Here is a 24424-nt window from a genome sequence, read left to right as displayed (position 1 = left end):
TTGCATCGCAGGCGCGCACGACGTCCGCCGCTGTGCGGGCGAGGCGGGGCGGTGCCGGAATCGGGGTCGCGGCAAGGTGACGGCCAGGCGTCCAGGACCCGGTCCAGGCAGCGCGCACCGTACGCATGCGCGTACGGCGGGAGGACGTCAGCCGCCGGTCGCGGGGTGCGCGTAAGCCGTACGGACGATCTCCTCCAGGTGGTCGCTGTGCGCCCCGCGCCAGTAGACCTGGCCGCACTCCTCGCACTGGCCGTAGGCGTCGTAGTTGCGCCGGGTGCCGACCTCGAGCAGCGGCTCGACCTCCTCCTTGCCGACAGCGACCAGCTCGCCGTTGCACGCGGTGCAGCGCGTCCACGGGCGCAGCGGCGGGGCGAACCGTCCGAGCAGGTCGCGCAGCTGATCGTCGGCCCGCGACCCGCGCACGTACGCGCCCAGCCACAGCGCGCGGCGGCGCAGCAGCCCGCGGTCCTGGGTCAGCAGGACCCGCCGCTCGGCGTTGGCCTGGGCGACCAGCGAGGGGTCGTCCATGTCGTTGTGGTAGGCGGTGTCGATGCCCAGCAGCCGCAGCCGCCTGGCCAGGGTGCCCAGGTGCACGTCGAGCAGGAAACGCGGCCCCTCGGGCAGCCGCTGCGGGCGCGGCACCGGGGGCACCTCGATCACGTCGCCGGCGGCGGGCTGGTACGACGGCTCGACGCCGCTGTCACCGGCCCGCATCGGCCCGACCTCGGTCAGCGGGACGCCGAGCGCCTCGACCAGGTGCCCGAGCGTGGCCGTGCCGTCGAGCGGCACGTCGTGCCACTCCTGGCGGCGGGCCACCGGCAGGAACAGTCTCAGCTCTTCGGCGATGCGGAGGCGTACGACCACGTTGCCAGCATGCCATCGGGAGCGACGTGAGCGCATGCCCGTTTTCTGGCGAGGCGCATGACGCGGACATCATGCGCGCTTGCCCGCAACCGCCTGCACCGCGACTTCTGGACCACCGCCTACCAGACGATCGACGGCCGCCCGGCGCCTACTCGGCGGCGAACGCCGCGTCGAACGCCGCCGCCGGCGGGGTGATCGCGTTCATCCGCCTGATGTACGCCAGCGCCTCCGGCGCCCCGTCGAGCCGGTCCATCCCCGCGTCCTCCCACTCGATCGAGATGGGCCCTTCGTACCCGATCGAGTTCAGCGCCCTGAAGCAGTCCTCCCACGGCACGTCGCCCCGCCCCGTCGAGACGAAGTCCCAGCCGCGCCGCAGGTCGGCCCACGGCAGGTGCGACGACAACCGGCCCCTGCGCCCGTCGCCCACCCGGACCCTGGTGTCCTTGCAGTCGACGTGGTAGATCCGGTCGGCGAAGTCGAGAATGAAGCCGACCGGGTCGAGGTCCTGCCACACCATGTGGGAGGGGTCCCAGTTGAGGCCGAAGGCGGGACGATGGCCGACCGCCTCGAGGGTCCGCTGCGTGGTCACGTAGTCGTAGGCGATCTCGGACGGGTGCACCTCGTGCGCGAACCGCACGCCCACCTCGTCGAACACGTCGAGGATCGGGTTCCACCTGTCGGCGAAGTCCTGGTACCCGGCCTCGATCATGGACGGCGGGACCGGGGGGAACATGGCCACGGTGTGCCAGATGGACGACCCGGTGAACCCGACGACGGTGTCGACGCCGAGCAGCGCGGCGGCGCGCGCGGTGTTCTTCAGCTCCTCGGCGGCGGCCTGCCGTACCGACTCGGGGTCTCCCGTGCCCCAGATGCGCGCCGGCAGGATCGCCTGGTGGCGGGCGTCGATGGGGTGGTCGCACACGGCCTGTCCCGCCAGATGGTTGGAGATGGCCCAGACCTTGAGCCCGTGCTTGTCGAGCTGGGCCCGCTTGGCGGCCACGTAGGACGGGTCGGCGACGGCCTGGCCGACGTCGAAGTGGTCGCCCCAGCAGGCGATCTCCAGGCCGTCGTAGCCCCACTCGGCGGCCAGCCTGCACACCTCGTCGAACGGCAGGTCGGCCCACTGGCCCGTGAACAACGTGACTGGTCTCGTCATGAGATCTCCTTGTAGCAACCTTCGGCCGCGCTCTGCTCGACCGCCGCCAGCACCCGCTGCACCCTCAGCCCGTCGGCGAACGACGGCGACGGGTCCGTGCCGGTGCCGATCGCCTCGAGGAAGTCCTTGATCTCGTGCGTGAACGTGTGCTCGTAGCCGAGGCCGTGCCCCGGCGGCCACCACGCGCCCACGTAGGGGTGGTGGGGCTCGGTGACGAGGATCCGTGTGAAGCCCTCACCGCCCGACGACACCCACAGCTCGTTCATGGCCTCGAAGTCGAAGGCGAGGCTGCCGAGAGACCCGTTGACCTCCAGGCGCAGGGCGTTCTTGCGCCCGGTGGCGAACCTGGTCGCCTCGAAGGAGGCCATCGCTCCCCCGGACATCCGTCCGATGAACAGCGCCGCGTCGTCGACGGTGACCGTCCCCTTCTCCGAGGTACGGCTGCCGCCGAGCCCCGCGGAGGCCGACGCCAGCGGCCGTTCCTTGACGAAGGTCTCGGTGAGCGCCGAGACGCCCACGACGTGCTGTCCGGTGACGAACTGGGCGACGTCCACGATGTGCGCCCCGATGTCGCCGAGCGCGCCCGAGCCCGCCTTGTCCTTCTGCAGCCGCCACACCAGCGGGAAGTCGGGGTCGACGATCCAGTCCTGGAGGTACTGCGCCCTGACGTGCCTGATCTGCCCGAGTTCCCCTGCGGCGACCATCTGCCGCGCCAGCGCGACGGCGGGCACGCGCCGGTAGTTGAAGGCGACCATCGACCTGCCGGAGGAGGCGGCGGCCGCCGCCGTCATCGCCTCGGCCTCCTCGACGGTGTTGGCGAGCGGCTTCTCGCAGATGACGTGCTTGCCCGCCTGGAGCGCGGCGACGGCGATCTCGGCGTGGGAGTCGCCCGGCGTGCAGATGTCGACGATCTGCACGTCGTCGCGGTTGACGAGCTCTTTCCAGTCGGTCTCGACCGCGGCCCAGCCCATCGTGGCCGCGGCGGCCGTGACGGCCTCGCGGGACCTGCCGGACAGGGCCGCCATGACCGGGGTCACCGGCAGGTCGAAGAAGGCCGCCACGTTGCGCCAGGCCTGGGAGTGGACGCGTCCCATGAACGCGTAGCCCACCATGCCGACGCCGAGGGTGGTCTGTGTCATCAGGATTCGAACCCCAGAGGTAGGTACTTCTGCACGTTCTCCTTCGTGATGGTCTCCGAAGCGAGCGTGATCGACTGCGGCACTTGGTTCTCTACGAGGTCGCTCATGCCCTTTCCCTGGGCTATCAACCTCGCCAGCCTGATGGCGGAGGAGGCCATGGTGGGGCTGTAGGTGACGGTCGCCTCCAGCACCGAGGCGCCCGACTGGATCTCCCGCATGGCGTTGGCCGAGCCGGCGCCGCCCACCATGAAGAACTCGTCGCGGCCGGCCTCCCTGATCGCCGCGAGGACGCCGACGCCCTGGTCGTCGTCGTGGTTCCACAGCGCGTCGATCTTCTTGTGCGCCTGGAGCAGGTTGGCGGCGACCTTGTTGCCCGTCTCGACCGTGAACTGGGCGTCCTGACTGGCGGTGACGTCGAAGCCGTACGTCTTGAGCGCGTCGGCGAAGCCCCTGCTGCGGTCCTGGGTCAGCGGCAGCGTGGCGATGCCCTGGATCTCCACGATGACGGGGTCGGCCACGCCCTTGGCCTTCAGCTTCCTGCCGATGTAGTGGCCGGCCGCGACGCCCATGCCGTAGTTGTCGCCGCCGATCCAGGTGCGGTAGGCGAGCTTGTCGGGGAAGATGCGGTCGAGGTTGACGACGGGGATGCCCGCGGCGGTGGCCTGGAGCGCGACCTGGTTCAGTTGCCGGCCGTCGTTGGGCAGGATGACCAGCGCGTTCACCTTGGCCGCGATCAGCGACTCGACGGCGGAGATCTGCGCGTTGATGTCGTTGGTCGGCTCGACGGGCTTGAAGTCGACGTCGGTGTACCGCTTGGCGGCGGACTCGGCGTTCTTGGCGATCGCGGCGATCCACCCGTGGTCGGCGGCGGGCGCGGAGAAGCCGATGACGACCCTCGTGCCGGGCTGGTCGTTGCCGCCGGCAGGAGCGGGAGCGGGCGCCGAGTTCTGGGCGGACGGCTGGGCGGTGGGCTGGTTGCTGGTGCATCCGGTGGCCAGCAGGACGGCCCCGCCAACGAGGAGACCTCGGCGCGCGACTTTCTCGGTCATGGTGCTCTCTCCTTGAGGTTCCGCCGCTGGAGAAGGACGGCGACGACGATGATCAGGCCCTTGGCGATCAACTGGTCGCTGGTGTTGAGCCCGTTGAGGATGAACAGGTTGGTGATCAACGTGAAGATCAGCAGGCCGAGGATGGAGCCGATGATCGTCCCCCGGCCGCCGGTGAGCAGGGTGCCGCCGATGATGACCGCGGCGATGGCGTCCAGCTCGTAGAGGTCGCCGTGGGTGGAGGAGCCGGTGGTGGTCCGCGCCATGATCAGGATGGCGGCGATCCCGCAGCAGAGCCCCGACAGCGTGTACAGCAGCATCGTGTGCCGCCGCACGTCGATTCCGGCCAGCCGGGCCGCCTCGGGGTTGCCGCCGACCGCGTACGTGCGGCGGCCGAAGGTGGTGCGGTTGAGCACGATCCAGCCGGCCGCGACCACCAGCGCGAAGATGTAGACCAGCAGGGGGATGCCAAGCACCCTGGTGGTCGACAGCGCGACGATCGCCTCGTTGCCCGGCTGGATGAGCTGCGTCTTGCGGTCCGACATCCGCTGGGCCAGGCCGCGCGCGGCCACCAGCATGGCCAGCGTGGCGATGAACGGCACGATCCGCCCGTAGGCGATCATCAGGCCGTTGACCAGGCCGGCGCCCGTGCCGACGAGGACGGCGCACAGGCCCATGACGAGCGGGCCGTACGACTGGGTGGCGAGCGTGGTGGCCCACACCGAGGCGAGCGCCATGATCGCGCCGACGGACAGGTCGATGCCGCCGCCGATGATCACGAACGTCATGCCGACGGTGATGACCCCGATGGTGGCGGCCAGCGACAGGATGCTCACCAGGTTGGCGGCGGTGGCGAAGTTCTCCGGCACGGTGACCAGGCCCACGACGGCCAGCAGCGCCAGCGCCCCCACCAGGCCCAGGTGCCGCACCTCGCCGACCCTGGCGAGGACGCCGGTTCGGCCCGTGGCCGTGGCCGCGGAAACGCCTTCGGACCTCACGCCGCGCTCCCTTCCATGATCATGTCCAGCACCGTGTGCTCGTCGAGCTCCCGCGCGGCGGCCTCGTGGATGACCCGGCCCTCGCGGACCACCAGTACGCGGTCGGCCAGCCCGAGGACCTCGGGCACCTCGCTGGAGACCAGCAGCACCCCGATGCCGTCGTCGGCCAGCTTCCTGATCACCGCGTACAGCTCGGCCCTCGCGCCGACGTCCACTCCCCTGGTGGGCTCGTCGAGCAGGAGCAGCTTGCGGTCGTTGAGCAGCCAGCGGGCCAGCACCGCCTTCTGCTGGTTACCGCCGGACAGCGTCTTGATCGGCCGTTGCGGATCGGGCGGCCGGATGTCGAGCGTCCTGACGAGCCGCCTGGCCTCGCTGTCCTCGCGCGCCCGGTCCAGCCAGCCGAACCTGGCGTAGCGGCCGAGGCTGCCGAGGGTGATGTTGGCGGTCACCGACTGGTCGAGCAGGAGCGCCTGGGCCTTGCGCTCCTCCGGGGCCAGGCCCATGCCCTGTTGCACGGCCCGGGCGGTGTCGCCCCCGACGGGCCTGCCGTCCAGGAGGACCCTGCCGGTGGCGCGGCGCGCGCCGTAGACGGCCTCGAGGATCTCCGAACGGCCCGAGCCGACCAGGCCCGCCAGGCCGACGATCTCACCGGCCCGCACGGCGAAGGAGACGCCGGTGAAGACGCCGGGCGCACTCAGGTTCTCCACGCGCAGCACCTCGGCGCCGGCGGCGCGGTCGGAGCGGGGCGGGAAGACGTACTCGACGGTGCGGCCGGTCATGAGCGAGACGATCCGCGAGGTCGGGGTCTCGCGGGCGGTCAGGCCCACGGCGACCGTCCTGCCGTCCTTGAGCACGGTGACCCGGTCGCCGATCTCCCTGATCTCCTCCAGCCGGTGGGAGATGTAGACCACAGCCACGCCCTGCGCGGTGAGCTCCCTGATGATGCGGAAGAGGTTGGCGACCTCGTCGTGGGCGAGGGCGGCCGAAGGCTCGTCCATGACGATCACGCGGGCGTCGTGGGAGAGCGCGCGGGCCATCGAGATCACCTGCTTGGCGGCCGGCGACAGCCTGCCGACCTCCGTCGACGGCCTGATCTCGCCGTGGCCGAGCCGGTCGAGGATCTCGCCGGCCCGGTTCCTGAGCGCCTTGCGGCGGGTGAAGCCGAGGCGGGTGGGTTCGTGGCCGAGCATGATGTTCTCCGCCACGCTGAGCCCGTCCACGAGGTCGAGCTCCTGGTACATGGTGGCCACGCCGAGCCTGATGGCCTCGACCGGGCTGCTCGGCGCGATGGTGGCGCCGTTGAGCTCGATGGTGCCCGCGTCGGGCCGGTGGACGCCCGCGAGCACCTTGATGAGCGTGGACTTGCCCGCGCCGTTCTGTCCGAGCAGGCAGTGCACCTCGCCCGCCCGCACGTCGAGGTCGACCCCGTCCAGCGCCCGCACGCCGGGGAACTGCTTGACGATGCCTCTCATGATCAACATGCGGCGATCCCGTTGCTGGTGCCCGGAGCGAGGTTGTGGTCGTCGGGGTCCGGCCGCGTGGTGGCCGGGCCCCTGCCGATCAACGTCAGAACATCGCCCGGCGAGCCGGGGACGTCACCCGTCATGCCGCGACGATAAGAGGATACTTATGACGAAATCAAGGGATCAAGAGCGTGTCATCCGGCCGAGATTTGCAGATCTTCTGCCGCCGATCGAGCAAAGTAGGGTCTTGACCGGCGGAACTCGGCGGTGACCATGGGTTCTCGCGCGGGTGCGCCCCGCGTGCCCGCCGGCCGTCCGCGCGCCCGCCGGCCGTCCGCGCCTGCCCGCCCGGCGGGAGCGTGGCCGCCTCGCTCTCCTGCTCGGGCCGCTCCCCGAGCCGCAGGCATCCGGCAGCGGCGGCCGGCACGCCGTGGAACCGGCGACGGCGGAAGCCGACACCTTGGAACGACGACGACGGAGGCCGGCACACCGCGGAGCCGACGGCAGCGAAGGCCCCGTGCTGCCGGAAGGAAGGGCTGGTCGCGGCGCTACCAGAGGGAAGGGGCTGGTCGCGGGACTACCAGAGGGAAGGGGCTGGTCGCGGGACTACCAGAGGGAAGGGGCTGGTCGTGGGACTACCAGAGGTGCTGCAGACGCCGGGCAGCAGGTCCTCGAGGGCAGGCGCCGCGCAGAGGTGGCGGCGGCCGAGGCGGCAGCCATCGCCAGGCACACCGGCTCGCGGGCGCGGGTCGAGCGGCTGGAGCCGGTGCCGGTCAGGATCGCGGCCATCGAGGGCGGCACCGGCCGGTGCCGCGAGCCGACCGGCGCGGCGGCGGACCCGGGTTCCTCGGCCTGCCCGCTGAGCCTGCTGGACCTGGGCGCCGGACGTTGAACGGGGCTCGACCGGCTGGAGACACCCTGGACGCGGCCTGGCCACTACACCGCCCTCCTCACACCGCCCTCCTCACACCGCCCTCCTCGCCGCGGCCCTCCTCGCCACGGCAGGCGGCCCGGTGGAGGTGGAGCCCGCCGTACGGCTGGGCGCGCCGTCAGCGGGCCGCCGAGCCCCGCCGCCGGATCGATCGAGGCCTGGGCACGAGCCGCCGACCGCCCCTGGGCCACGGCGGGCGCGTTGCGCTGCCACGCCGTGGCGACCGGCGAGGAGAAGCCTTACGCGCAGGCCGTGGAACTGCACGAGCGGGACGGCAGGCCCGTCGAACTGGGCGGCGGGCCCGTCGAACCGGGCGGCCCGTCGAACCGGGCGGCGGGCCCGTCGAGCGGGCCCGCACCGAGCTGGCGGCGTTCCCGCCGCCCTGCGCCTCGCCGACCGGTTGGCCCCCAGGAGCTCCAGGTGGTCCGGACGGTCGCCGAGGGCCGCAGCGGCAGGGAGATGCGCGCCGCCCGCTACAGCATCGCCTTCATCGAGTCGGCGGCCGTCAGCACGTACGGCTGCTCGGCCATGATCGTCTCCCAGTTGCCGGCGATCGCCTCGGGCGACAGGTCGTCGGCCTTCCACCCCGGCCCCTCGGCCACGAACACCCGCGCCACCTTTCCCCCGCCGACGCTGAACACCTCGCCCGACGTCTCGCAGGTCTCGTGCGCGAGGAAGGCCACCAGCGCGCTCACCCGCTCGGGCGTGAACTTCGCCTCGAACTCGGCCGGAAGCAGCGCCTCGGTCATGCGCGTCCAGGCGATGGGCGCGATCGCGTTGGCCTTGATGCCGTTGCGCGCGCCCTCGATCGCCAGCGTCTTGGTCAGCCCGACCAGGCCCATCTTGGCCGTGGAGTAGTTGGCCTGGCCGAAGTTGCCGAACAGTCCGGCGGGCGAGGAGGTGTTCACGACACGCCCGTAGCCCTGCTCCTTGAGGTAGGGGTAGGCGGCCTGGCTGACCAGGTAGGAGCCGCGCACGTGCACCGCGAGCACCGCGTCGAACTCCTCGACCGTCATCTTCCCGAACGACTTGTCGCGCAGGATGCCCGCGTTGTTGATGACGATGTCGACCTTGCCGAAGGCGTCGACGGCGGACCGGACGACGGCCCTGGCGCCCTCGGGGGTGGCGACGTTGTCGGCGTTGGCGACGGCCTCGCCGCCGTTCTTCCTGATCAGCTCGACCACGTCGGCCGCCGGACCGGCCGACGCGCCGGTGCCGTCGAGAGCGCCGCCGAGGTCGTTGACCACGACCCGCGCGCCTCGCTCGGCCAGGAGGAGCGCGTGCGAGCGGCCGAGCCCGTGCCCGGCGCCCGTGATGATCGCGACCTTGCCGTCGAACCGGAGCATGCGAACCCTCCACCGTAGGAGAACAACATTCTAGTAAGGGCACAATATCCCGGCGAAGCTGTTGCGGACAGTGATCAGTCATGCGGATTTCTGCTAGAGTTCTTGCCCCCGCTAGGGCGGCGGTCAAGGACGACACCCCTCCCTGTAACGGCCCCGCCCACCATCCGGGCTGGAGGCCTTGCATGCCCGCACAGCCGCCCCTCCGCGTGATCCAGTGGGCCACTGGCGCCGTCGGCCGTTGCGCACTGCGCAGCGTGCTCACCAGGCCCGAGTTCGAGCTCGCCGGTGTCCTCGTCTACGACCCCGACAAGGTCGGCGTCGACGCGGGAGAGCTGGCGCGGTTGCCCGAGGTGGGCGTCAGGTGCACCGACGACGTCGAGCGGATCATGGCGCTCGACGCCGACTGCGTGCTGCACATGCCGCTGCCCGCCTCCTACTTCGGCCGCGACCACACCTCCGACGTCGAGACGATCTGCGCCCTGCTCGCCTCGGGCAAGAACGTCGTCACCACCACCGGCTTCGTCTATCCGCGCTCCTACGGGCCCGGCGTCGTCGAACGCATCGAGGAGGCCTGCGAGAGGGGCGGCACGTCGTTCCACGGCACCGGGATCAACCCGGGTTTCATGAGCGACTTCCTGCCGCTGGCGCTGACCGGGCTGTCGAGCAGGGTCGACCACATCTACGTTCGCGAGTCGTCCGACTTCCGCGGCCATCCCTCCCGGCAGATCGTGGTGGACCTGGTCGGCTTCACCCGCTCGGCCAAGGACTACACCGCCGCGGTGCGCCCCTACCGGGCCTTCCAGCGCTCGCTGTTCGCCGAGAGCGTCCAGCTCGTGGCCGACGCGCTCGACGTGCGGCTGGACGAGGTGGAGGAGAGCGACGAGTTCGAGCTGGCGACGGAGGAGTTCGAGATCGCCGCCGGGCTGGTCAGCGAGGGCACCGTCTGCGCCTCGCGCTGGGTGTTCTCCGGGCTGGTGCGCGGGCGGCCCTTCATGACCATCGAATGCGTGTACAAGGCCGACGCGGCCAAGGTGCGCCGCTGGCCCGAGCCCGGGTTCGCCATCCACATCGAGGGCGTGCCGCAGATGATGGTGACCGTCGACGAGGTCTCCCACGGGCTCGCGGCGGCCGCGGCCAGAGCGGTCAACATCGTGCCCGCCCTCTGCGCGGCCCCGCCCGGCATCCGCACCATGCTCGACCTCCCGGTCCCCCGCGGCCGCCACACCGTCACCCGCCACTGACAGGCTCGCTTCCGGTACGGCGACCTCAGGGCCGCCGATCCTCGCCTCCCTGTACACCTCCCTGTACGGCAGGCCGGGTCGAGGCCACCGTGGTCACCGCTGACCGCCCGTCCATCACGCGCACTCCAGCGGGACTCCGGCGGGCCACCGTCACGTCGCCCGCACTCCGGAATCCCGGAATCCCGGATGCCCGGAAGCTCGACAGCCCGGAAGCCCGGCAGGTCGGCAGGTCGTGGCGGGTCGTGGGGGGTCGTGGCGGGTCCGTTGGGGCGCCCGGCCCCGTGCGCCCGGTGACGCGTATCCCTGGACTGGCGCCCGCCCGGTGCCAGGGGTGGCGCCCGGCCCCGCCTGCCGTACAGGGAGCACAACAGCTTGCCGTACAGGGAGCACAGAAAGCACAGAGAGCACAAGGAGTACAGGAAGGACAGCAGGCACGGGAGGCGGGAAGGACCGCGGGTCAGCCGGGGACGCCCTCGCGGAGGAGGAGGATCTGCGGCGCCACAAGGTCGGCCCACGCGGCGAGCGCCTCGTCGCCCGGCAGCTCCGATTCCAGCAGCGCCAGCCCTGGCGTGGGCACGGCCGCGCCGAGCTCCACCAGCAGCGGCCGGAAGTGCGCTTCGACGGCCAGGGCGTGCCGCGGGTCGCCCATGACCAGCACCGGCAGCGCCGTCTTGCCGGACAGCGCCCGGTGCGGCAGCCGGTCGAGGAAGGCCTTGAGCAGTCCGGTGTACGTGGCCTTGTAGGTGGGGCTGGCCAGCACGACCACCGACGCGCCGCGGACCAGGTCGAGCGCCACCTCCAGGCCGGCGTGCGCGCCGGGGTGGAGCAGGTGGGGGGCCAGGGCCGACAGGTCGATGACGTCCCTTTCCCCTTCGTGGCCGAGCCGGGCGGCGATGGCGGCGGTGGCCGCCACCGCGGCGCCGTGGGTGCGGGATCCCGCTCGGGGGTTGCCGACGACGGTGACGATGCTCATCGCTCTCCTCTGGCCGCTGCTCAGCCGTCGCGACCGACGCTACGCATCCCGCCGGATCTAGTCAACTTTTCCTACAGGATTTACATGGAATGCCACATGTCCGGCTCGCCCTGGACACACCTGACCCGCCCCTTGTTCTCCAACCACACCAGGTGCGCGAGCGTCTCGTTGGTGGCCGCCCTGCGCATGAACGGCTGGATCGACTCCCACGGCCGCGACCAGGTCAGCCGGGTGGCGATGTCCCAGCAGGTGATGCCGTCGTGGGCGGCCACCACGCCCTCGATCTCCGCCAGCCGCTCCTCGTGGTGGCCGATCACGTGGTCCACCCGCTCGGCCAGTTCCATGAAGCGGTACTCGTGGGCGGGCAGCACCTCCTCCACATCCAGCTTGCGCACGGCGAGCAGCGCGTCGAGGTAGTCGGCCAGCGGGTCGGGACCCGACTGCGGGTGCACGGCGACGATCGGGGTGATCTTCGCGAGCACGTGGTCGCCCGAGAACAGCACCCTGCGCTCGCCGGAGACGAAGCACAGGTGTCCGGGCGAGTGCCCCGGCGTCCAGACCGCGCGCAGGTCCCAGCCGGGCAGGTCGAGCCGGTCACCGTCCTCGACGAGCCGGTCCGGCGGCGCCATCGTCACCATGTGCCTGATCATCATCGACGCGCCCGCCAGCTCCCCCAGCGTCCGCTCCGGCACGCCCGACCTGACCAGCAGCGCCCTCTCCCGTTCCACCAGCGACTCCACGTACTCGTCGTCGTAGCGGTCGCTCAGCAGCCGGGCGTCGGCGGGGTGGAGCGCGATCCACGCGCCCGACGCCTCACGGATGCGGCCGGCCAGGCCGTAGTGGTCGGGGTGGATGTGGGTGACGAGCACGGCCTTGACGTCAGTGATCGCGTAGCCGGCGACGGCCAGGCCCGCGGCCAGCGCCTCGTAGGCCTCGTCGGTGTTCCAGCCCGCGTCGATGATCGCGACGCCGCCGGGTAGCTCGAGGGCGTAGACCAGGACGTAGCGCAACGGGTTGACCGGGATGGGCACCGGGATCGACCACAGGCCCGGCCGTACCTTCTCGACCGAGGGAAGCGTTCCGTCCAACCAGGCGGCCCGCTGAGCCTCGTTCGCCGCCGTCACCACAAACTTCGCCATCTCGCCATTGTTCCAGAACCATGTTCGGTTCCGCCGCCCCACCTGCCTTCTCGCCGGGCACCCCAGGACGCGCCCGCCCGCCCGACCCGACGGACGAGCACCCCTGCCGCGCCGGAACGGTTGCACGCCGGCGAGCACCCGTGCCGCGCGGGCCCCGGTTCGCACGGCGCGGCGCACGCCCGGGCGAACGACGAGACGGCTCGCACGGCCCGACGAGCACCCGTGCCGCGCGGGCCCCGGAACCCACGGCCTGGTTCCGTGCAGGGACGGTTCACAAGGCCCGACGAGCGCCCCTACCGCACGGGGGAACACGGGGGAAACGGTTCGCACGGCGAGGCGCACGCACGCCCGGGTGAACGCCGGAGCGGTTCGCACGGCGAGGCGGGCGCCACGTCCGGGTGGGCGCGGGGACGGAGGTCAGGGAAGGGGCTTCATGCGGCCGGTTGCTCCTCCGGGGCGGCCGGACGGACGGCGGGGAGCCTGACGAACAGCAGGGCGGAGGCCAGCACCAAGGCCGCGGCCAGCCACCACGCGGCCGCCGTGCCGAGGGCGAGCGCGAGCGCGGCCAGACCCAGGTTGGCCAGGCCCGCGCCCGCCTGCAGCGACATGGCGGTCACGGAGGTCATCGTGGCGCGCTCGGCGGAGGTGACGCGCAGGTGGGTCAGTTCGGTGCGCAGCAGCGCGTTGATCGACAGCCCGGTGAACATCCCCGCGTAGGCGAGCCCCGCGGTCACCAGGCCGGCCGCGCCGTCCAGCCGCGCGGTGGCGGCGAGCGCGGCCAGCGACAGCGCGGTCACCACGATGCCCGCCACCGCGCCGCGCACCGAGCCGCCGAGCAGCGCCGCGATCCTGGGGGCCAGCGCGCTGCCGAGGGCGCTGCCCGCGAAGCCGATCGCGGCGACGAAGGCGTAGGCGGTGGCGCCGGTCTCCGCCTCGCCGGTGAGGGCGGCCAGCCGTACGGGGGTGAGCAGTTCGACGGCGACCAGCGCGACGCCGAAGATCACCGCGATCGGCATCAGCCGCCGCAGCACGGCGTCGAAGGCGGCCATGCGCAGCCCCGCGGCCACGGTGGCGGGCACGGCGCGCAGCACCTCGCCGAGCGTGCCGCGCGGGTGGGGCGGCTCGGGCAGCGCGAAGAGCACGACCACCAGCAGCACGACGGCGGCGACCGCGCCCATTCCCGGGGGTACGGCCAGCCCGCCGGGCACGGCCAGGGGCACGATCCCGCCGACGAGCGTGCCGCCGCACAGCGCCACCGCCTGCATCGCGTATCCGCTGGACAGCCCCGGCTTGAGATCGGCGGCGGGGCCCTCGGCGGCGTGCAGGGTGTCGACGTACCAGGCCTCGGCGGGCCCGCTGGACAGCGCCCTCGCCGCGCCGTTGAGAACCGCGGCGGCCGCGAAGAGCACGAAGGAGTCGGCCACGACCATGAGTGACAGCCCCGCCGCCGTGAAGGCGGCCGACACCGACAGGACGACCCTGCGGCCCGCGACGTCGGCCAGGCCGCCGGTGGGCAGCTCGAGCGCGATGCTCACCGCCGAGTAGACGGCCATGGCCGCGCCGACCTCGGCGATGGTGAGGCCCCGCTCGGTCATGAGCAGCACCATCGGGGCCATCATCAGGCCGGGCGGCAGCCAGGTGAGGAGGCTGACCAGCATGTAGCGGCGGCGCGCCGAAAGCGCTGTCAGCGGTGTCCCTGGGGTCCCAATGATCCCTTTGACCTCAAAGGATTCAAAGCCCTCAGGGGTCTCAAAGCTCTCAGAGGTCCCGAAACTCTCAGAGGTCGCCAATCCCTCAGAGATCCCCGAGCTCTCAGGGGTTCCAGAGGGCCCCAGGGTCATCGCGTCCTCCGGGGGAAGGCCGTGGTGCCGAGGTAGACCTGTTCGGCGCCGGGCGCCGCGCCGTATCTGGCCTCCAGCTCGCGCTGCAGGTCGGCGACGCGCTCGAAGTACTCCAGGACGCCTTCGGGGGTGAGTCTGGCCAGCCGGTCGCCCATGCCCGCGGCCTCGACCCACTCCACCGGCCATTCCCCCTCCTGGAACTCCTCCATCGAGCGGGCGATCGCCTCGATCTGCCGCAGGTGCATGATCGCCACGGCCTCCTTGCCCTCGGGGGTGACCGAGAGCTCGGCGGTGTTCCACGCGGTGAAGCGGTGCCGGGCCCGCCAGCGCCGCTCCCTGGCGTCGTCGGACGGGTCCTCCTCGATGAAGCCGTACTTGGCCAGCTCGCGCAGGTGATAGCTGGTCGAGCCGGAGCTCTCGCCCACCGTGCGCGCCAGCGAGCTGGCGGTGGCGGGCCCCTCGGCGCGAAGCAGGCCCAGCAGCCTGACCCTGAGCGGGTGGGCGACGACCTTGAGCGTGCGCGGGTCGCTGATGTGGAAGGCGTCCTCCATGCCACCCAGCGTAAATCGCAAAGGGTTTTTTGCAAAGGCTATTGGGCGATCGAGACGAGCACCGCGCCGAGCAGGAAGAGGATGAAGGCCAGCGGCACGAGCAGCACCCCGAGCAGCGCCAGTTGGAAGGCCAGGCCGTTCCACGGCTGGGGGGCGGGCCCGAGCGCCCCCGGCGAGAAGGACCACGCCGGCGCCCGGTACTCCACGGGCAGCGACTGGCCCGCCGCCACCCACACCTGCAGGTCGGCGGCGCCCACCTGGGGCGGCAGGATGCCGGGCACGTGCACATGCAGGTGATGGGAGCCGGGCACCACGGGGATCACGTTGCGTCCCCATCGGACCGGTACCGGATAGCCGTTCAGCGTCACCACGGGCCGGAACAGCGCCAGGCCGAAGACGGCCCAGTGATACTTGAGATCAAGGACGAGATGGTTCATGCGAGTGTCCTTCTAAGCTGGGAAGATGATTGACGACGTTCGCGTTGACCCCGAGATCTTCGAGCTGCGGCCCGACTTCGCCGTGCTGGTGATGACCGCGTACGGCCTGCGCAACGGCCCCACGGACGACCGCTCGCGCGCCTGGCTCGAGGAGGCATCCTCGCACGCCGTCCAGCAGGACAAGATCGACCCGTGGCGGGCGGCCTACCGGGCGTTCGGCGCCAAGCCGCAGCGGACCAGACCCTCGGTCGACGCACTGACCCGCCGCCTGCCGTTGCCCGAGATCAACCTGGTCGTCGACGCCTACAACGCCGTCAGCGTCAAGCACGTGCTGCCGATCGGCGGCGAGGACCTCGGCCACTACCAGGGCGCGGCGCACCTGCTGCGGGCCAGGGGCGACGAGCCGTCGGAGGAGGCGCTGGGCACGCCGGAGCCGGGCGAGGTCGTCTGGCGCGACGACTCCGGTGTCACGTGCAGGCGCTGGAACTGGCGGCAGGTGGCGCGCACACGGATCACCGAGGAGACCACCGACGCGCTCTTCCTCCTGGAGCGGCTCGAACCGCTGTCGCTGGAGGAGCTGAAGGAGGCCGGGGAGGAGCTGGCCGACCTGCTGAACCGGATCACATCGGACATTAGGGTCGAAAGCCGACTCATTGTTAGCAGGAGGTAAAACCTGCACCAGATGGTCGATACCGAATGGTAACAATGGCTGCACCCCCAGGAATGACTAGGGAGGCGTGACCACTTCGAACTCTCCTGAGAGGATCAGGCGGAGTGGTGTGGCCTCAAGGGCGCACTATGCCGGTCCGGGCGAGTAGCCTTGGACAGGTTCTCTATCAATGCCGATCTGCGGAAGAGGGCGATTTCCGCCGTGTCGTCTGAGTCGTCGCGGACAAACCCGCTGGCAAGCTTCGGTCAGAACGAATGGCTTGTCGACGAGCTGTACCAGAAGTATCTCCAGGACCCCGAGTCTGTTGACCAGGCTTGGTGGAACTTCTTCGCTGACTACAACCCTGACTATGGACCGGGCAGAACCCCGGCCAGGGAGGCGGCGAACGGCACAGCGACCGCGCCCGCCCCCGCCGCACCGAAGGCCGCCGTGACTACCACCGCTACTGAGAAGCCCAAGGTCTCCACCCCCGTGCCCGCCGGCGCCGAAGAGGTCAAGCTCCGCGGCGCGGCGGCCCGCACGGCCGCGAACATGGACGCCTCGCTGGTCGTGCCGACGGCCACCAGCGTCAGGGCCATTCCCGCCAAGCTGCTCATCGACAACCGCATCGTGATCAACAATCACCTCGCGCGCGGTCGTGGCGGCAAGGTCTCCTTCACGCACCTGATCGGCTATGCCATCGTCAAGGCGCTGAAGACCATGCCGGAGATGAACCACTCCTACGCCGAGGTCGACGGCAAGCCGACGCTGGTCAAGCCCGAGCACGTCGGCTTCGGCCTGGCGATCGACGTGCAGAAGAGCAACGGCGAGCGCCAGCTCCTCGTGCCGTCCATCAAGGCCGCGGAGGGCATGGACTTCCGCCAGTTCTGGATGGCCTACGAGGAGGTCGTCCGCAAGGCGCGCGCCGGCAAGCTCGGCGTCGACGACTTCACCGGCACGACGATCTCGCTGACCAACCCGGGCACGATCGGCACCGTCCACTCCGTGCCGCGCCTCATGCCGGGCCAGGGCACGATCATCGGCGTCGGCGCGATGGAGTACCCGGCCGAGTACCAGGGCGCCTCGCCCGACACGCTGTCGCGCCTGGCCGTCTCCAAGGTGATGACCCTCACCAGCACCTACGACCACCGGATCATCCAGGGCGCCCAGTCCGGCGACTTCCTGCGCACGATCCACCGGTTGCTGCTGGGCGAGGGCGGCTTCTACGACGAGATCTTCGAGGCGCTCAGGATCCCGTACGAGCCGGTCCGCTGGACGCAGGACGTGTCGGCCTCCCACGAGGACGACGTGGCCAAGTCCGCCCGCGTGATCGAGCTCATCCACGCCTACCGGGTCCGCGGCCACCTCATGGCCGAGACCGACCCGCTGGAGTACAAGCAGCGCAAGCACCCCGACCTCGACATCCAGTCCCACGGGCTGACCCTGTGGGACCTGGAGCGCGAGTTCGCCACCGGCGGTTTCGGCGGCCGCCCGCTGATGAAGCTGCGCGAGATCCTGGGCGTCCTGCGCGACTCCTACTGCCGCACGGTCGGCATCGAGTACATGCACATCCAGAACCCCGAGGAGCGGGCCTGGATCCAGGCGCGGGTGGAGAAGCCCCACGCCAAGCCCGACCGCGAGGAGCAGCTGCACGTTCTCGCGCGTCTCAACACGGCGGAGGCGTTCGAGACCTTCCTGCAGACCAAGTTCGTCGGCCAGAAGCGCTTCTCCCTCGAGGGCGGCGAGTCGCTGATCCCGCTGCTCGACTCGGTCATCAGCGAGGCCGCGGGCGAGGGTCTCGACGAGGTCGTCATCGGCATGGCCCACCGTGGCCGCCTCAACGTGCTGGCCAACATCGTGGGCAAGTCCTACGGCCAGATCTTCGGCGAGTTCGAGGGCAACATCGACCCGCGCACCGCCCACGGCTCCGGTGACGTGAAGTACCACCTCGGCGCCACCGGCACCTTCACCGCGCCGGGCGGCAAGACCATCGTCTCCTCCGTGGTCGCCAACCCCTCCCACCTGGAGGCGGTCGACCCGGTCCTCGAGGGCGTCGTGCGCGCCAAGCAGGACCTGCTGGAGCGCGGCGAGGAGGGCTTCTCCGTCCTGCCGGTGCTCGTCCACGGCGACGCGGCCTTCGCCGGCCAGGGCGTGGTGGCCGAGACGCTCAACCTGTCGCAGCTGCGCGGCTACCGCACCGGCGGCACCGTCCACATCGTGGTCAACAACCAGGTCGGCTTCACCACCTCGCCCGCCTCGTCGCGCAGCAGCGTCTACGCGACCGACGTGGCGCGGATGATCCAGGCGCCGATCTTCCACGTCAACGGCGACGACCCCGAGGCGGTCGTCCGCGTCGGCAGGCTGGCCTTCGAGTACCGCCAGGCCTTCCGCAAGGACGTCGTCATCGACATGATCTGCTACCGCCGCCGCGGCCACAACGAGGGCGACAACCCCGCCTACACCCAGCCGCTGATGTACGACATCATCGACGCCAAGCGCTCGACCAGGAAGCTCTACACCGAGGCGCTGATCGGCCGCGGCGACATCACGGTCGAGGAGGCCGAGTCGGCGCTGCGCGACTACCAGGCGAAGCTGGAGCAGGCCTTCACCGAGGTCCGCGAGGCGGCCAAGCACCCCGCCGACGCCGGCGAGCTGCACGTGCCCGCCACCGAGGTGGTCAAGTGGTCCCACGCCGACACGCAGACGGCGATCTCCGACGAGACGCTCAAGCGCGTGGTCGACACCCAGCTCAACCTGCCCGAGGGCTTCACCCCGCACCCGCGCCTGGCGCCGATCATCCAGCGCCGCGGCCAGATGGTGGAGCAGGACAGCATCGACTGGGCCATGGGCGAGACCATCGCCTTCGGCTCGCTGCTGATCGACGGCCGCCCGGTGCGCCTGGTCGGCCAGGACTCCCGCCGCGGCACGTTCGTCCAGCGCCACGCCGTGCTGGTCGACCGCCACACCGGTGAGGACCACACGCCGCTGAAGACCTTCAACCACGACACGACCAAGTTCTACGTCTACGACTCGCTGCTGAGCGAGTACGCGGCACTGGGCTTCGAGTACGGCTACAGCGTGGTCAGGCCCGACGCGCTGGTGGCGTGGGAGGCGCAGTTCGGCGACTTCGTCAACGGCGCCCAGACGATCATCGACGAGTTCATCTCGTCCGGTGAGCAGAAGTGGGGCCAGAAGTCCAGCGTCGTCCTGCTGCTGCCGCACGGCTACGAAGGTCAGGGTCCCGACCACTCCTCGGCCCGCATCGAGCGCTTCCTGCAGGTCTGCGCGCTCGACAACATGACCGTCGTCCAGCCGACCACGCCCGCCAACTACTTCCACCTGCTGCGCTGGCAGGTGCTGGCGGGCAGGCACAAGCCGCTGGTCGTCTTCACGCCGAAGTCGCTGCTGCGGCACAAGAAGGCCACCTCGGCCGCCGCCGAGTTCACCTCCGGCACCTTCCAGCCGGTCATCGGCGACACCACGGTCGACGCGGGCAAGGTCACCAGGGTCGTGCTGTGCTCCGGCAAGGTCTACTACGACCTCGCCGCGGCCCGCGAGAAGTCGGCCGCAGCCGACACGACGGCGATCGTCCGCATCGAGCGGCTCTACCCGTTCCCTGAGGACGAGCTCAACGCCGAGCTCGCCCGCTACAGCCCCAACGTGGAGCTGATCTGGGCGCAGGACGAGCCGGTCAACATGGGGCCGTGGCCGTACCTGACGCTGAAGCTGGCGGAGAACCCCGACCTGTTCGGTGGTCGCCGCCTGCGCAGGATCTCCCGTACGCCCAACAGCTCCCCCGCGACCGGCTCGCACGCCGCGCACGACAGGGAGCTGGAGGAGATCCAGCACGCGGTGTTCGGCTGACAGACAGCTCGCGGAACGCGCGAACGCCCCGGCCTGTGACCGACAGGCCGGGGCGTTCGGCTTTCCGGGGTGCTGCTCCTCCTCCTTCCGGCGTGCTCTTACCAGGCGAACGGCACGCCGTAGTCGGCGTAGACCTGCTGCTGGAGCTTCCACGCCTTGGGCGCGTAGGCGGCGTAGAAGTCCTTGCCGCAGCCCAGGTCCTGGAGCGCGGCCTTGATCTCCTTGTCCAGGTACGGCCTGGCCTGCGCGGGCGTCATCGCCGGGCGCACGCTCGTGGCCTCGGCCGGCGCGCTGACCCCCTGCCCGCGCGCGACCTTGGTGCGCTCGTCCAGGAAGAAGCGGCGGCCTCGCTCGGCCAGCCGCGTGGGCTTGGCGGGGTCGACCTCGAGGCAGGTGGCGAAGGACTTGCCCAGCTTGACCAGGTCGGCGGCGCCGTCCAGCTCGGTTCCGGCCAGCGTGTCGTAGGCGCTGTCGAGCTGCTCGTAGTAGTCGTCCAGCGAGCGGACGTCCTTGCCGAGCACGGTCTTGGCCGACGCGGAGAAGCACGTGTCCAGGGCCGCCTGGTAGGCCTTGTGCTGCTTCTCGGGCAGCGACATGAAGACCGCGTTGTTCGGGTGGTCCTTGTCCTCGTCGCGCTCGGGGTGGACCAGCTCGGACCAGACGCCGAAGCCCTCCGTGGCCCGCTTGGCCCGCATGGCGGCGTAGTCCCCGTTGAGCGCCTTGCGGTCGGCGGTGCTCCTGGTGGCCTTCTCGATGTCGAGGGGCCGGTATTCCAGGCCCGCCGCCTTCATGCACGACACCTGGGCCTGTTCCAGCTTGACCGCCTTGGTGTGGGCGGCGTCGTACTCGGGCGAGGGCGTGACGGCCACGGCGGCCGCCAGCAGAGCGGTAAGTACCAGCATGGTGTTGTTGTCCTTCCAGTAGGGATCTTGAGACTCAGGAGGGGACCTTGAGACTCAGGAGGGGACCTTGAGGCTCAGCAGGGGATCTTGAGTCGGGAAGCGTGGGGTGCCGGCTCGGGCATGGTGTCGGCCGCTTCGACGCCGAGCAGCGCGCTGCCGGTGACGGTGCCCTTCGGAATGACGAAGGTGTGGCCGCCCGGGGTCTCCGTCCTGTCCTTCATGACGACGTGGCGGGTACCGAGGTAGCGGTAGGTGTCCTTGTCGAAGACCAGCTCGGAGCGCAGGCTGTCGTTCTCGGCCATGCCGACGGCCATGCCGGGCCTGCCCGCGGCGTCGGTCGCCTCGGCGTCGAGGCTGATGCCGTCCAGGCCGGAGGCCACCTCGAACAGCGGCGCGGCCAGGGCCGGGCGAGCGGCCGACATCCGCACCAGCCGGCTGATCGTCGTCCACAGGCGCAGGTTCACGGGTCCTGCCTCCTGTGCGGCGGCCTTCTCGATCCTGGCGCGCAGCGCGGCCACGTCGGTGGGCCAGTCGCCGAGCCGCAGGTACGACAGCTCGTCACCGGGGGTCTTGTCGCAGGACGACTCGTAGACGCTGTCCTCGACGCCACGCCGCCACGGCAGGGAGGGGAGGCGGCTGCCCGGCAGCGGGGTGGCGGCCGTCCGTTCCTCTCTGACGAGCCAGGGCCTGCCCGCCGTCGCGGGCTCCCATCTGTCCTCGGCGACCGTGAGGGCCAGGTGGTCGGCGCCGGAGCCGTCCTTGCGGCCGACCGTCAGGGTCTGCGCGGCCACGGACCTGACGTGGAGGTACTGGCCCGGCCGCAGCGTCACCTCCTTCTGTTCCGCGGCGGCGTCGGCCGCCCTTTCGAGCACGTCCTGCGCGCTCGCGGGCGGCAGCGCGCCGGGGACCAGGTGGACGGCCACGCCGATCACGGCCGTGGCGCCCGCCACGGCCACCGCCCTGACCAGCAGACCTGACCGCCCGGCCTTGACCGGCAGACCTGACCGCCCGGCCTTGACCGGCAGGACCGACCGCCCGGCCTTGACCGGCAGGACCGACCGCCAAGCCGTCATGACGGGGAGCCGGCGCGGCCCCCGCGCGTGCCGGTCCGCGGTGTAGGCGCGCGCCAGGAGCGTGCGGGAACCGGCGAGGTCCGCCGCCGATCCTTCGGGCACGGTGGCCCAGAGGCGACGCAGTTCGTCCATCTCATCCATGGAGACCGTCCTTCGGTGTGGTGGTGGTGTCGTCCAGTGCCTGGCGAACCTTTTTCCTGGCCCTGTTGAGCCGCGAGCGGACCGTCCCGACCGGGATGTCCAGGGCGCGTGCGACCTCGTCGTAGCTCAGCCCCACCCACGCGATCAGCAGCAGCACGTCGCGATCGCGCCGCTTGAGCCCGGCCAGCGCGGCGACGAGCGGGCGGTTCACCGTCAGCGTGGTCACGCTGTCCTCGACGAGCCCTCCGGTGATCTCGGCCGGGTCCACGCCGCTGCGGACGTAGGCGCGGTAGCGGGACATCTCGTCCCTGCGCCGCTTGCTGATCACGTTGGAGGCGATGCCGTACAGCCAGGGCCTGGCGTCGGCGTATGCCACGTCGTAGCGGTGGCGGCTCTGGAAGGCCGCCAGGAACGTCTCGGAGACGACGTCCTCGGCGGCGTCAGGGCCGAGCCGCCGCGCCGCGTACCTGTGCAGGTGCGGGGCATGACGGTCGAAGACGGCGGCGAACATCTCGGGTTCGTGCAACGACCGCCGGATCAGCTCGGCGTCGGCGACCTCCACGGTCGCGGCGGGCTGCGGCATGCGGTGCCTTTCGGTACGAATGATCGAATGCCCGTATTTACCGGCCCGCGCGCGAAAGGTTCACGGCGGAGCACCTCCGGGCGCTCGTTAGAGTTGCTTCACGGTCGTGGGCTCGCCTCGACCGAGGGAACAGGAGAGAGATGTACTTCACCGACCGGGGGATCGAGGAGCTCGTCGAGCGTCGCGGCGAGGAGGAGGTCAGCATCCTCTGGCTGGGCGAGCGGCTGCGCGAGTTCGTGGATCTCAACCCCGACTTCGAGACGCCGATCGAGCGCCTGGCCACGTGGCTGGCCCGCCACGACTCCGACGACGACGAGTGACGCCTGGCGCCCGACGCGCCCTGACGCGATACATCTTGATGTTTCGCGAAACGCGACATATCGTGTCTTGTGGTGGACGTGTCGGCAACGAAGGACGGAACCATGTCGCAGTGGACGATCGAGCGCCCGCAGCAGCTCACCTTCGACACCGTGGCCGCGCTCAACGTGCGCGTCGTCGCGGGGAAACTGGCCGTCCTGGCCAGCGAGGGGCCACCGACGCTCGACGTGGCCGAGATCGACTCGGCGCCACTGATCGTCACCCATGACGACGACGGCACCCTCACCATCGCCTACAAGGACCTCACCTGGGACGGCCTGCTCGGCTGGCTCAAACGCTCGGGCAAGCGCGCCACCACGCTGACGATCACCGTGCCCAAGGACTGCCCGATCAGCGTCGGCGTGGTCTCCGCCTCGGCCGTCGTCGCCGGGTTCGAGCGCCGCACCAACGTCCGTAGCGTCTCCGGCGAGATCGTCCTGGACGGAGTGAGCGGCGACGTCCACGCCGAGACCGTCTCGGGCGACGTGGAGACCAGGGCGATGGAGGGCGACCTGGCGTTCAAGAGCGTCTCGGGCGACCTGGCGGTCGCGGGCGGCACGCCGCGGCGGCTGCGGGCCAACACCATCTCCGGACGCATCACCGCCGACCTGGCCCTGCGCCCGACCGGGCACGTCACGCTGACGACCGTCTCCGGCGACATCCTGGTGCGCCTGCCGTACGACGTGGAGAGCGATGTCGCGATCCGCTCCACCACGGGCCGGCTGAACTCGGCCTTCGACGAGCTGTACAGGATCGGCGACCTCGGGGCCAAGTCGCTGTCGGGAAGGCTGGGTGGTGGAATGGCCTCGCTCACGGCCACCACCGTCTCGGCCGATGTCACGCTGCTCAAGGGGGAGAAGGAATGAGCCCGGTGTTCGGCCATGGCAGGCTTCGGCTGTACCTGCTCAAGCTGCTGGAGGAGAGCCCGCGCCACGGCTACGAGGTGATCAGGTTGCTCCAGGACCGCTTCCTCGGCGTCTACTCCCCCTCGCCGGGCACGATCTACCCGCGGCTGGCCAGGCTGGAGGAGGAGGGCCTGGTCACCCACGAGGTGATCGACGGCAAGAAGGTGTTCTCGATCACCGACAAGGGCCGCGCCGAGCTCGACTCCCGCCTGGACGAGCTGGCCGACCTCGAACAGGAGATCACCGACTCGGTGCGCGACATCGCCCGCGAGGTCAAGGAGGACGTCCGCGAGACGGTCAAGTCGCTGCGCGAAGAGCTGACCGCGATGGCCAAGGACGTCAAGAGGGGCGCCGCGCAGCAGCAGCGTGTGCACGTGCGCCGGATCAGCGAGCAGCACAAGCGCCAGTGGATGGAGCACGCCGCCCAGTGGCAGAGCGAGGGCGAGCGGCTGTCGAGGGAGTGGCGGCGCGTCTGGACCCAGGTGTGGAGCGACCTCGGCGGCCCGGCCGGCGGCCGTACCGCCGACAACGGCACGACCGACAGCAGGGCCGAACTCGACGCCGAGCTCGGCGAGCTGCTCGCCGACTTCGTCGCCAAGGTGCGCGAGGAGGCCTCCGAGAGCCGCCTGACCCGCGAGACGCTGTCGGCCTGCCAGGAGGCGCTCGAGGCCGCCGGCGAGCAGATCCGCGAGTCGCTACGCCGATAGCGGCCGGTTTCCTCTCGCCGCGGCGCTACGCCGATAGCGGCCGGTTTCCTCTCGCCGCGGCGCTACGCCGATAGCGGCCGGTTTCCTCTCGCCGCGGCGCTACGCCGATAGCGGCCGG

Annotated in this window: 23 protein-coding genes; 7 read left to right on the top strand and 16 right to left on the bottom strand. The window is 70.9% G+C overall.

Going from position 1 to position 24424, the window contains the following annotated elements; all coding sequences use genetic code 11:
- Positions 1–147: 147 nt before the first annotated feature.
- From ACWDLG_RS35110 to ACWDLG_RS35080, 7 genes are all read right to left on the bottom strand, one after another.
- Positions 148–900 (bottom strand): Mut7-C RNAse domain-containing protein, encoded by a 753-nt coding sequence (locus ACWDLG_RS35110; protein WP_449928421.1) that lies wholly within the window; start codon positions 898–900, stop codon positions 148–150.
- 112 nt (positions 901–1012) lie between these two features.
- A complete protein-coding gene (locus ACWDLG_RS35105; RefSeq protein ID WP_449928419.1) occupies positions 1013–2020 on the bottom strand; it encodes a sugar phosphate isomerase/epimerase family protein in 1008 nt (335 codons plus the stop codon).
- Positions 2017–3159 (bottom strand): Gfo/Idh/MocA family protein, encoded by a 1143-nt coding sequence (locus ACWDLG_RS35100; protein ID WP_449928417.1) that lies wholly within the window; start codon positions 3157–3159, stop codon positions 2017–2019. The genes ACWDLG_RS35105 and ACWDLG_RS35100 overlap by 4 nt, the downstream gene beginning before the upstream one ends.
- Entirely contained in the window at positions 3159–4208 is a 1050-nt protein-coding gene (locus ACWDLG_RS35095) for an ABC transporter substrate-binding protein (protein WP_449928415.1), read from the bottom strand. Before ACWDLG_RS35095 ends, ACWDLG_RS35100 begins: the two co-directional genes overlap by 1 nt.
- Positions 4205–5203, bottom strand: coding sequence for an ABC transporter permease (locus ACWDLG_RS35090; protein ID WP_449928413.1), 999 nt, complete (start codon positions 5201–5203; stop codon positions 4205–4207). Before ACWDLG_RS35090 ends, ACWDLG_RS35095 begins: the two co-directional genes overlap by 4 nt.
- Positions 5200–6684 (bottom strand): sugar ABC transporter ATP-binding protein, encoded by a 1485-nt coding sequence (locus ACWDLG_RS35085; RefSeq protein ID WP_449928411.1) that lies wholly within the window; start codon positions 6682–6684, stop codon positions 5200–5202. The genes ACWDLG_RS35090 and ACWDLG_RS35085 overlap by 4 nt, the downstream gene beginning before the upstream one ends.
- On the bottom strand, positions 6678–6809 hold the full coding sequence (locus tag ACWDLG_RS35080) for a hypothetical protein (RefSeq protein ID WP_449928409.1): 132 nt from the start codon (positions 6807–6809) through the stop codon (positions 6678–6680). Before ACWDLG_RS35080 ends, ACWDLG_RS35085 begins: the two co-directional genes overlap by 7 nt.
- A gap of 551 nt (positions 6810–7360) precedes the next feature.
- Here ACWDLG_RS35080 and ACWDLG_RS35075 point away from each other — a divergent pair.
- A complete protein-coding gene (locus ACWDLG_RS35075; protein WP_449928407.1) occupies positions 7361–7558 on the top strand; it encodes a hypothetical protein in 198 nt (65 codons plus the stop codon).
- 512 nt (positions 7559–8070) lie between these two features.
- Here ACWDLG_RS35075 and ACWDLG_RS35070 read toward each other — a convergent pair.
- Positions 8071–8943 (bottom strand): SDR family oxidoreductase, encoded by an 873-nt coding sequence (locus ACWDLG_RS35070; RefSeq protein WP_449928405.1) that lies wholly within the window; start codon positions 8941–8943, stop codon positions 8071–8073.
- Positions 8944–9125: 182 nt separating this feature from the next.
- On the opposite strand from ACWDLG_RS35070, the gene ACWDLG_RS35065 reads away from it, so the two are divergent.
- Complete coding sequence (locus ACWDLG_RS35065; RefSeq protein ID WP_354910048.1) at positions 9126–10184, top strand: NAD(P)H-dependent amine dehydrogenase family protein; 1059 nt, start codon at positions 9126–9128, stop codon at positions 10182–10184.
- Between the two features lie 457 nt (positions 10185–10641).
- Here ACWDLG_RS35065 and ACWDLG_RS35060 read toward each other — a convergent pair whose 3' ends face one another.
- The 5 genes from ACWDLG_RS35060 to ACWDLG_RS35040 all read right to left on the bottom strand — a co-directional run bounded on the left by ACWDLG_RS35060 (position 10642) and on the right by ACWDLG_RS35040 (position 15125).
- Positions 10642–11157 carry an NADPH-dependent FMN reductase gene (locus ACWDLG_RS35060; protein WP_449928403.1) on the bottom strand — a complete coding sequence of 172 codons (516 nt, stop codon included), beginning with the start codon at positions 11155–11157 and terminating at the stop codon, positions 10642–10644.
- A gap of 80 nt (positions 11158–11237) precedes the next feature.
- Entirely contained in the window at positions 11238–12296 is a 1059-nt protein-coding gene (locus ACWDLG_RS35055) for an MBL fold metallo-hydrolase (RefSeq protein WP_449928401.1), read from the bottom strand.
- A 431-nt stretch (positions 12297–12727) separates the two neighbouring features.
- Complete coding sequence (locus ACWDLG_RS35050) at positions 12728–13954, bottom strand: MFS transporter (protein WP_449928399.1); 1227 nt, start codon at positions 13952–13954, stop codon at positions 12728–12730.
- 179 nt (positions 13955–14133) lie between these two features.
- Positions 14134–14688 carry a winged helix-turn-helix domain-containing protein gene (locus ACWDLG_RS35045; protein ID WP_449928397.1) on the bottom strand — a complete coding sequence of 185 codons (555 nt, stop codon included), beginning with the start codon at positions 14686–14688 and terminating at the stop codon, positions 14134–14136.
- Between the two features lie 38 nt (positions 14689–14726).
- The gene (locus ACWDLG_RS35040; RefSeq protein WP_449928395.1) at positions 14727–15125 is read right to left on the bottom strand and encodes a hypothetical protein; all 399 of its coding nucleotides are present in this window, start codon (positions 15123–15125) and stop codon (positions 14727–14729) included.
- Between the two features lie 25 nt (positions 15126–15150).
- On the opposite strand from ACWDLG_RS35040, the gene ACWDLG_RS35035 reads away from it, so the two are divergent.
- On the top strand, positions 15151–15795 hold the full coding sequence (locus ACWDLG_RS35035) for a B3/B4 domain-containing protein (protein WP_354921579.1): 645 nt from the start codon (positions 15151–15153) through the stop codon (positions 15793–15795).
- Positions 15796–15996: 201 nt separating this feature from the next.
- Positions 15997–19638 carry a multifunctional oxoglutarate decarboxylase/oxoglutarate dehydrogenase thiamine pyrophosphate-binding subunit/dihydrolipoyllysine-residue succinyltransferase subunit gene (locus ACWDLG_RS35030; protein WP_449928392.1) on the top strand — a complete coding sequence of 1214 codons (3642 nt, stop codon included), beginning with the start codon at positions 15997–15999 and terminating at the stop codon, positions 19636–19638.
- 98 nt (positions 19639–19736) lie between these two features.
- Here the strand turns inward: ACWDLG_RS35030 and ACWDLG_RS35025 are convergent, their stop codons facing one another.
- The 3 genes from ACWDLG_RS35025 to ACWDLG_RS35015 form a co-directional block, all read right to left on the bottom strand.
- Positions 19737–20540: a hypothetical protein gene (locus tag ACWDLG_RS35025; RefSeq protein ID WP_449928390.1), complete on the bottom strand. Its 804-nt coding sequence runs from the start codon at positions 20538–20540 to the stop codon at positions 19737–19739.
- 74 nt (positions 20541–20614) lie between these two features.
- Positions 20615–21754, bottom strand: coding sequence for a CU044_5270 family protein (locus tag ACWDLG_RS35020; RefSeq protein ID WP_449928388.1), 1140 nt, complete (start codon positions 21752–21754; stop codon positions 20615–20617).
- On the bottom strand, positions 21747–22337 hold the full coding sequence (locus ACWDLG_RS35015) for an RNA polymerase sigma factor (protein WP_354921591.1): 591 nt from the start codon (positions 22335–22337) through the stop codon (positions 21747–21749). Before ACWDLG_RS35015 ends, ACWDLG_RS35020 begins: the two co-directional genes overlap by 8 nt.
- A gap of 140 nt (positions 22338–22477) precedes the next feature.
- On the opposite strand from ACWDLG_RS35015, the gene ACWDLG_RS35010 reads away from it, so the two are divergent.
- The 3 genes from ACWDLG_RS35010 (at position 22478) to ACWDLG_RS35000 (ending at position 24306) form a co-directional block, all read left to right on the top strand.
- On the top strand, positions 22478–22657 hold the full coding sequence (locus ACWDLG_RS35010; RefSeq protein WP_354921593.1) for a DUF6104 family protein: 180 nt from the start codon (positions 22478–22480) through the stop codon (positions 22655–22657).
- Between the two features lie 102 nt (positions 22658–22759).
- A complete protein-coding gene (locus tag ACWDLG_RS35005) occupies positions 22760–23560 on the top strand; it encodes a DUF4097 family beta strand repeat-containing protein (RefSeq protein ID WP_354921596.1) in 801 nt (266 codons plus the stop codon).
- A complete protein-coding gene (locus ACWDLG_RS35000) occupies positions 23557–24306 on the top strand; it encodes a PadR family transcriptional regulator (RefSeq protein ID WP_354921599.1) in 750 nt (249 codons plus the stop codon). Before ACWDLG_RS35005 ends, ACWDLG_RS35000 begins: the two co-directional genes overlap by 4 nt.
- The last annotated feature ends 118 nt before the right edge of the window (positions 24307–24424 follow it).

It is taken from the genome of Nonomuraea sp. NPDC003727 (assembly GCF_053586935.1).
Note: the sequence above shows the minus strand (reverse complement) of the source record. Positions and strands in the feature narration are given on the sequence as shown.

What these genes read in the sequence shown, in the direction of transcription:
- ACWDLG_RS35015 (WP_354921591.1), bottom strand. Translation starts at nt 22,337, where the DNA reads ATGCCGCAGCCCGCCGCGACCGTGGAGGTCGCCGACGCCGAGCTGATC.
- ACWDLG_RS35050 (WP_449928399.1), bottom strand. Translation starts at nt 13,954, where the DNA reads ATGCTGGTCAGCCTCCTCACCTGGCTGCCGCCCGGCCTGATGATGGCC.
- ACWDLG_RS35055 (WP_449928401.1), bottom strand. Translation starts at nt 12,296, where the DNA reads ATGGCGAAGTTTGTGGTGACGGCGGCGAACGAGGCTCAGCGGGCCGCC.
- ACWDLG_RS35005 (WP_354921596.1), top strand. Translation starts at nt 22,760, where the DNA reads ATGTCGCAGTGGACGATCGAGCGCCCGCAGCAGCTCACCTTCGACACC.
- ACWDLG_RS35100 (WP_449928417.1), bottom strand. Translation starts at nt 3,159, where the DNA reads ATGACACAGACCACCCTCGGCGTCGGCATGGTGGGCTACGCGTTCATG.
- ACWDLG_RS35010 (WP_354921593.1), top strand. Translation starts at nt 22,478, where the DNA reads ATGTACTTCACCGACCGGGGGATCGAGGAGCTCGTCGAGCGTCGCGGC.
- ACWDLG_RS35105 (WP_449928419.1), bottom strand. Translation starts at nt 2,020, where the DNA reads ATGACGAGACCAGTCACGTTGTTCACGGGCCAGTGGGCCGACCTGCCG.
- ACWDLG_RS35085 (WP_449928411.1), bottom strand. Translation starts at nt 6,684, where the DNA reads ATGTTGATCATGAGAGGCATCGTCAAGCAGTTCCCCGGCGTGCGGGCG.
- ACWDLG_RS35080 (WP_449928409.1), bottom strand. Translation starts at nt 6,809, where the DNA reads ATGACGGGTGACGTCCCCGGCTCGCCGGGCGATGTTCTGACGTTGATC.
- ACWDLG_RS35000 (WP_354921599.1), top strand. Translation starts at nt 23,557, where the DNA reads ATGAGCCCGGTGTTCGGCCATGGCAGGCTTCGGCTGTACCTGCTCAAG.
- ACWDLG_RS35025 (WP_449928390.1), bottom strand. Translation starts at nt 20,540, where the DNA reads ATGCTGGTACTTACCGCTCTGCTGGCGGCCGCCGTGGCCGTCACGCCC.
- ACWDLG_RS35065 (WP_354910048.1), top strand. Translation starts at nt 9,126, where the DNA reads ATGCCCGCACAGCCGCCCCTCCGCGTGATCCAGTGGGCCACTGGCGCC.
- ACWDLG_RS35070 (WP_449928405.1), bottom strand. Translation starts at nt 8,943, where the DNA reads ATGCTCCGGTTCGACGGCAAGGTCGCGATCATCACGGGCGCCGGGCAC.
- ACWDLG_RS35060 (WP_449928403.1), bottom strand. Translation starts at nt 11,157, where the DNA reads ATGAGCATCGTCACCGTCGTCGGCAACCCCCGAGCGGGATCCCGCACC.
- ACWDLG_RS35095 (WP_449928415.1), bottom strand. Translation starts at nt 4,208, where the DNA reads ATGACCGAGAAAGTCGCGCGCCGAGGTCTCCTCGTTGGCGGGGCCGTC.
- ACWDLG_RS35045 (WP_449928397.1), bottom strand. Translation starts at nt 14,688, where the DNA reads ATGGAGGACGCCTTCCACATCAGCGACCCGCGCACGCTCAAGGTCGTC.
- ACWDLG_RS35040 (WP_449928395.1), bottom strand. Translation starts at nt 15,125, where the DNA reads ATGAACCATCTCGTCCTTGATCTCAAGTATCACTGGGCCGTCTTCGGC.
- ACWDLG_RS35020 (WP_449928388.1), bottom strand. Translation starts at nt 21,754, where the DNA reads ATGGATGAGATGGACGAACTGCGTCGCCTCTGGGCCACCGTGCCCGAA.
- ACWDLG_RS35110 (WP_449928421.1), bottom strand. Translation starts at nt 900, where the DNA reads ATGCGCTCACGTCGCTCCCGATGGCATGCTGGCAACGTGGTCGTACGC.
- ACWDLG_RS35035 (WP_354921579.1), top strand. Translation starts at nt 15,151, where the DNA reads ATGATTGACGACGTTCGCGTTGACCCCGAGATCTTCGAGCTGCGGCCC.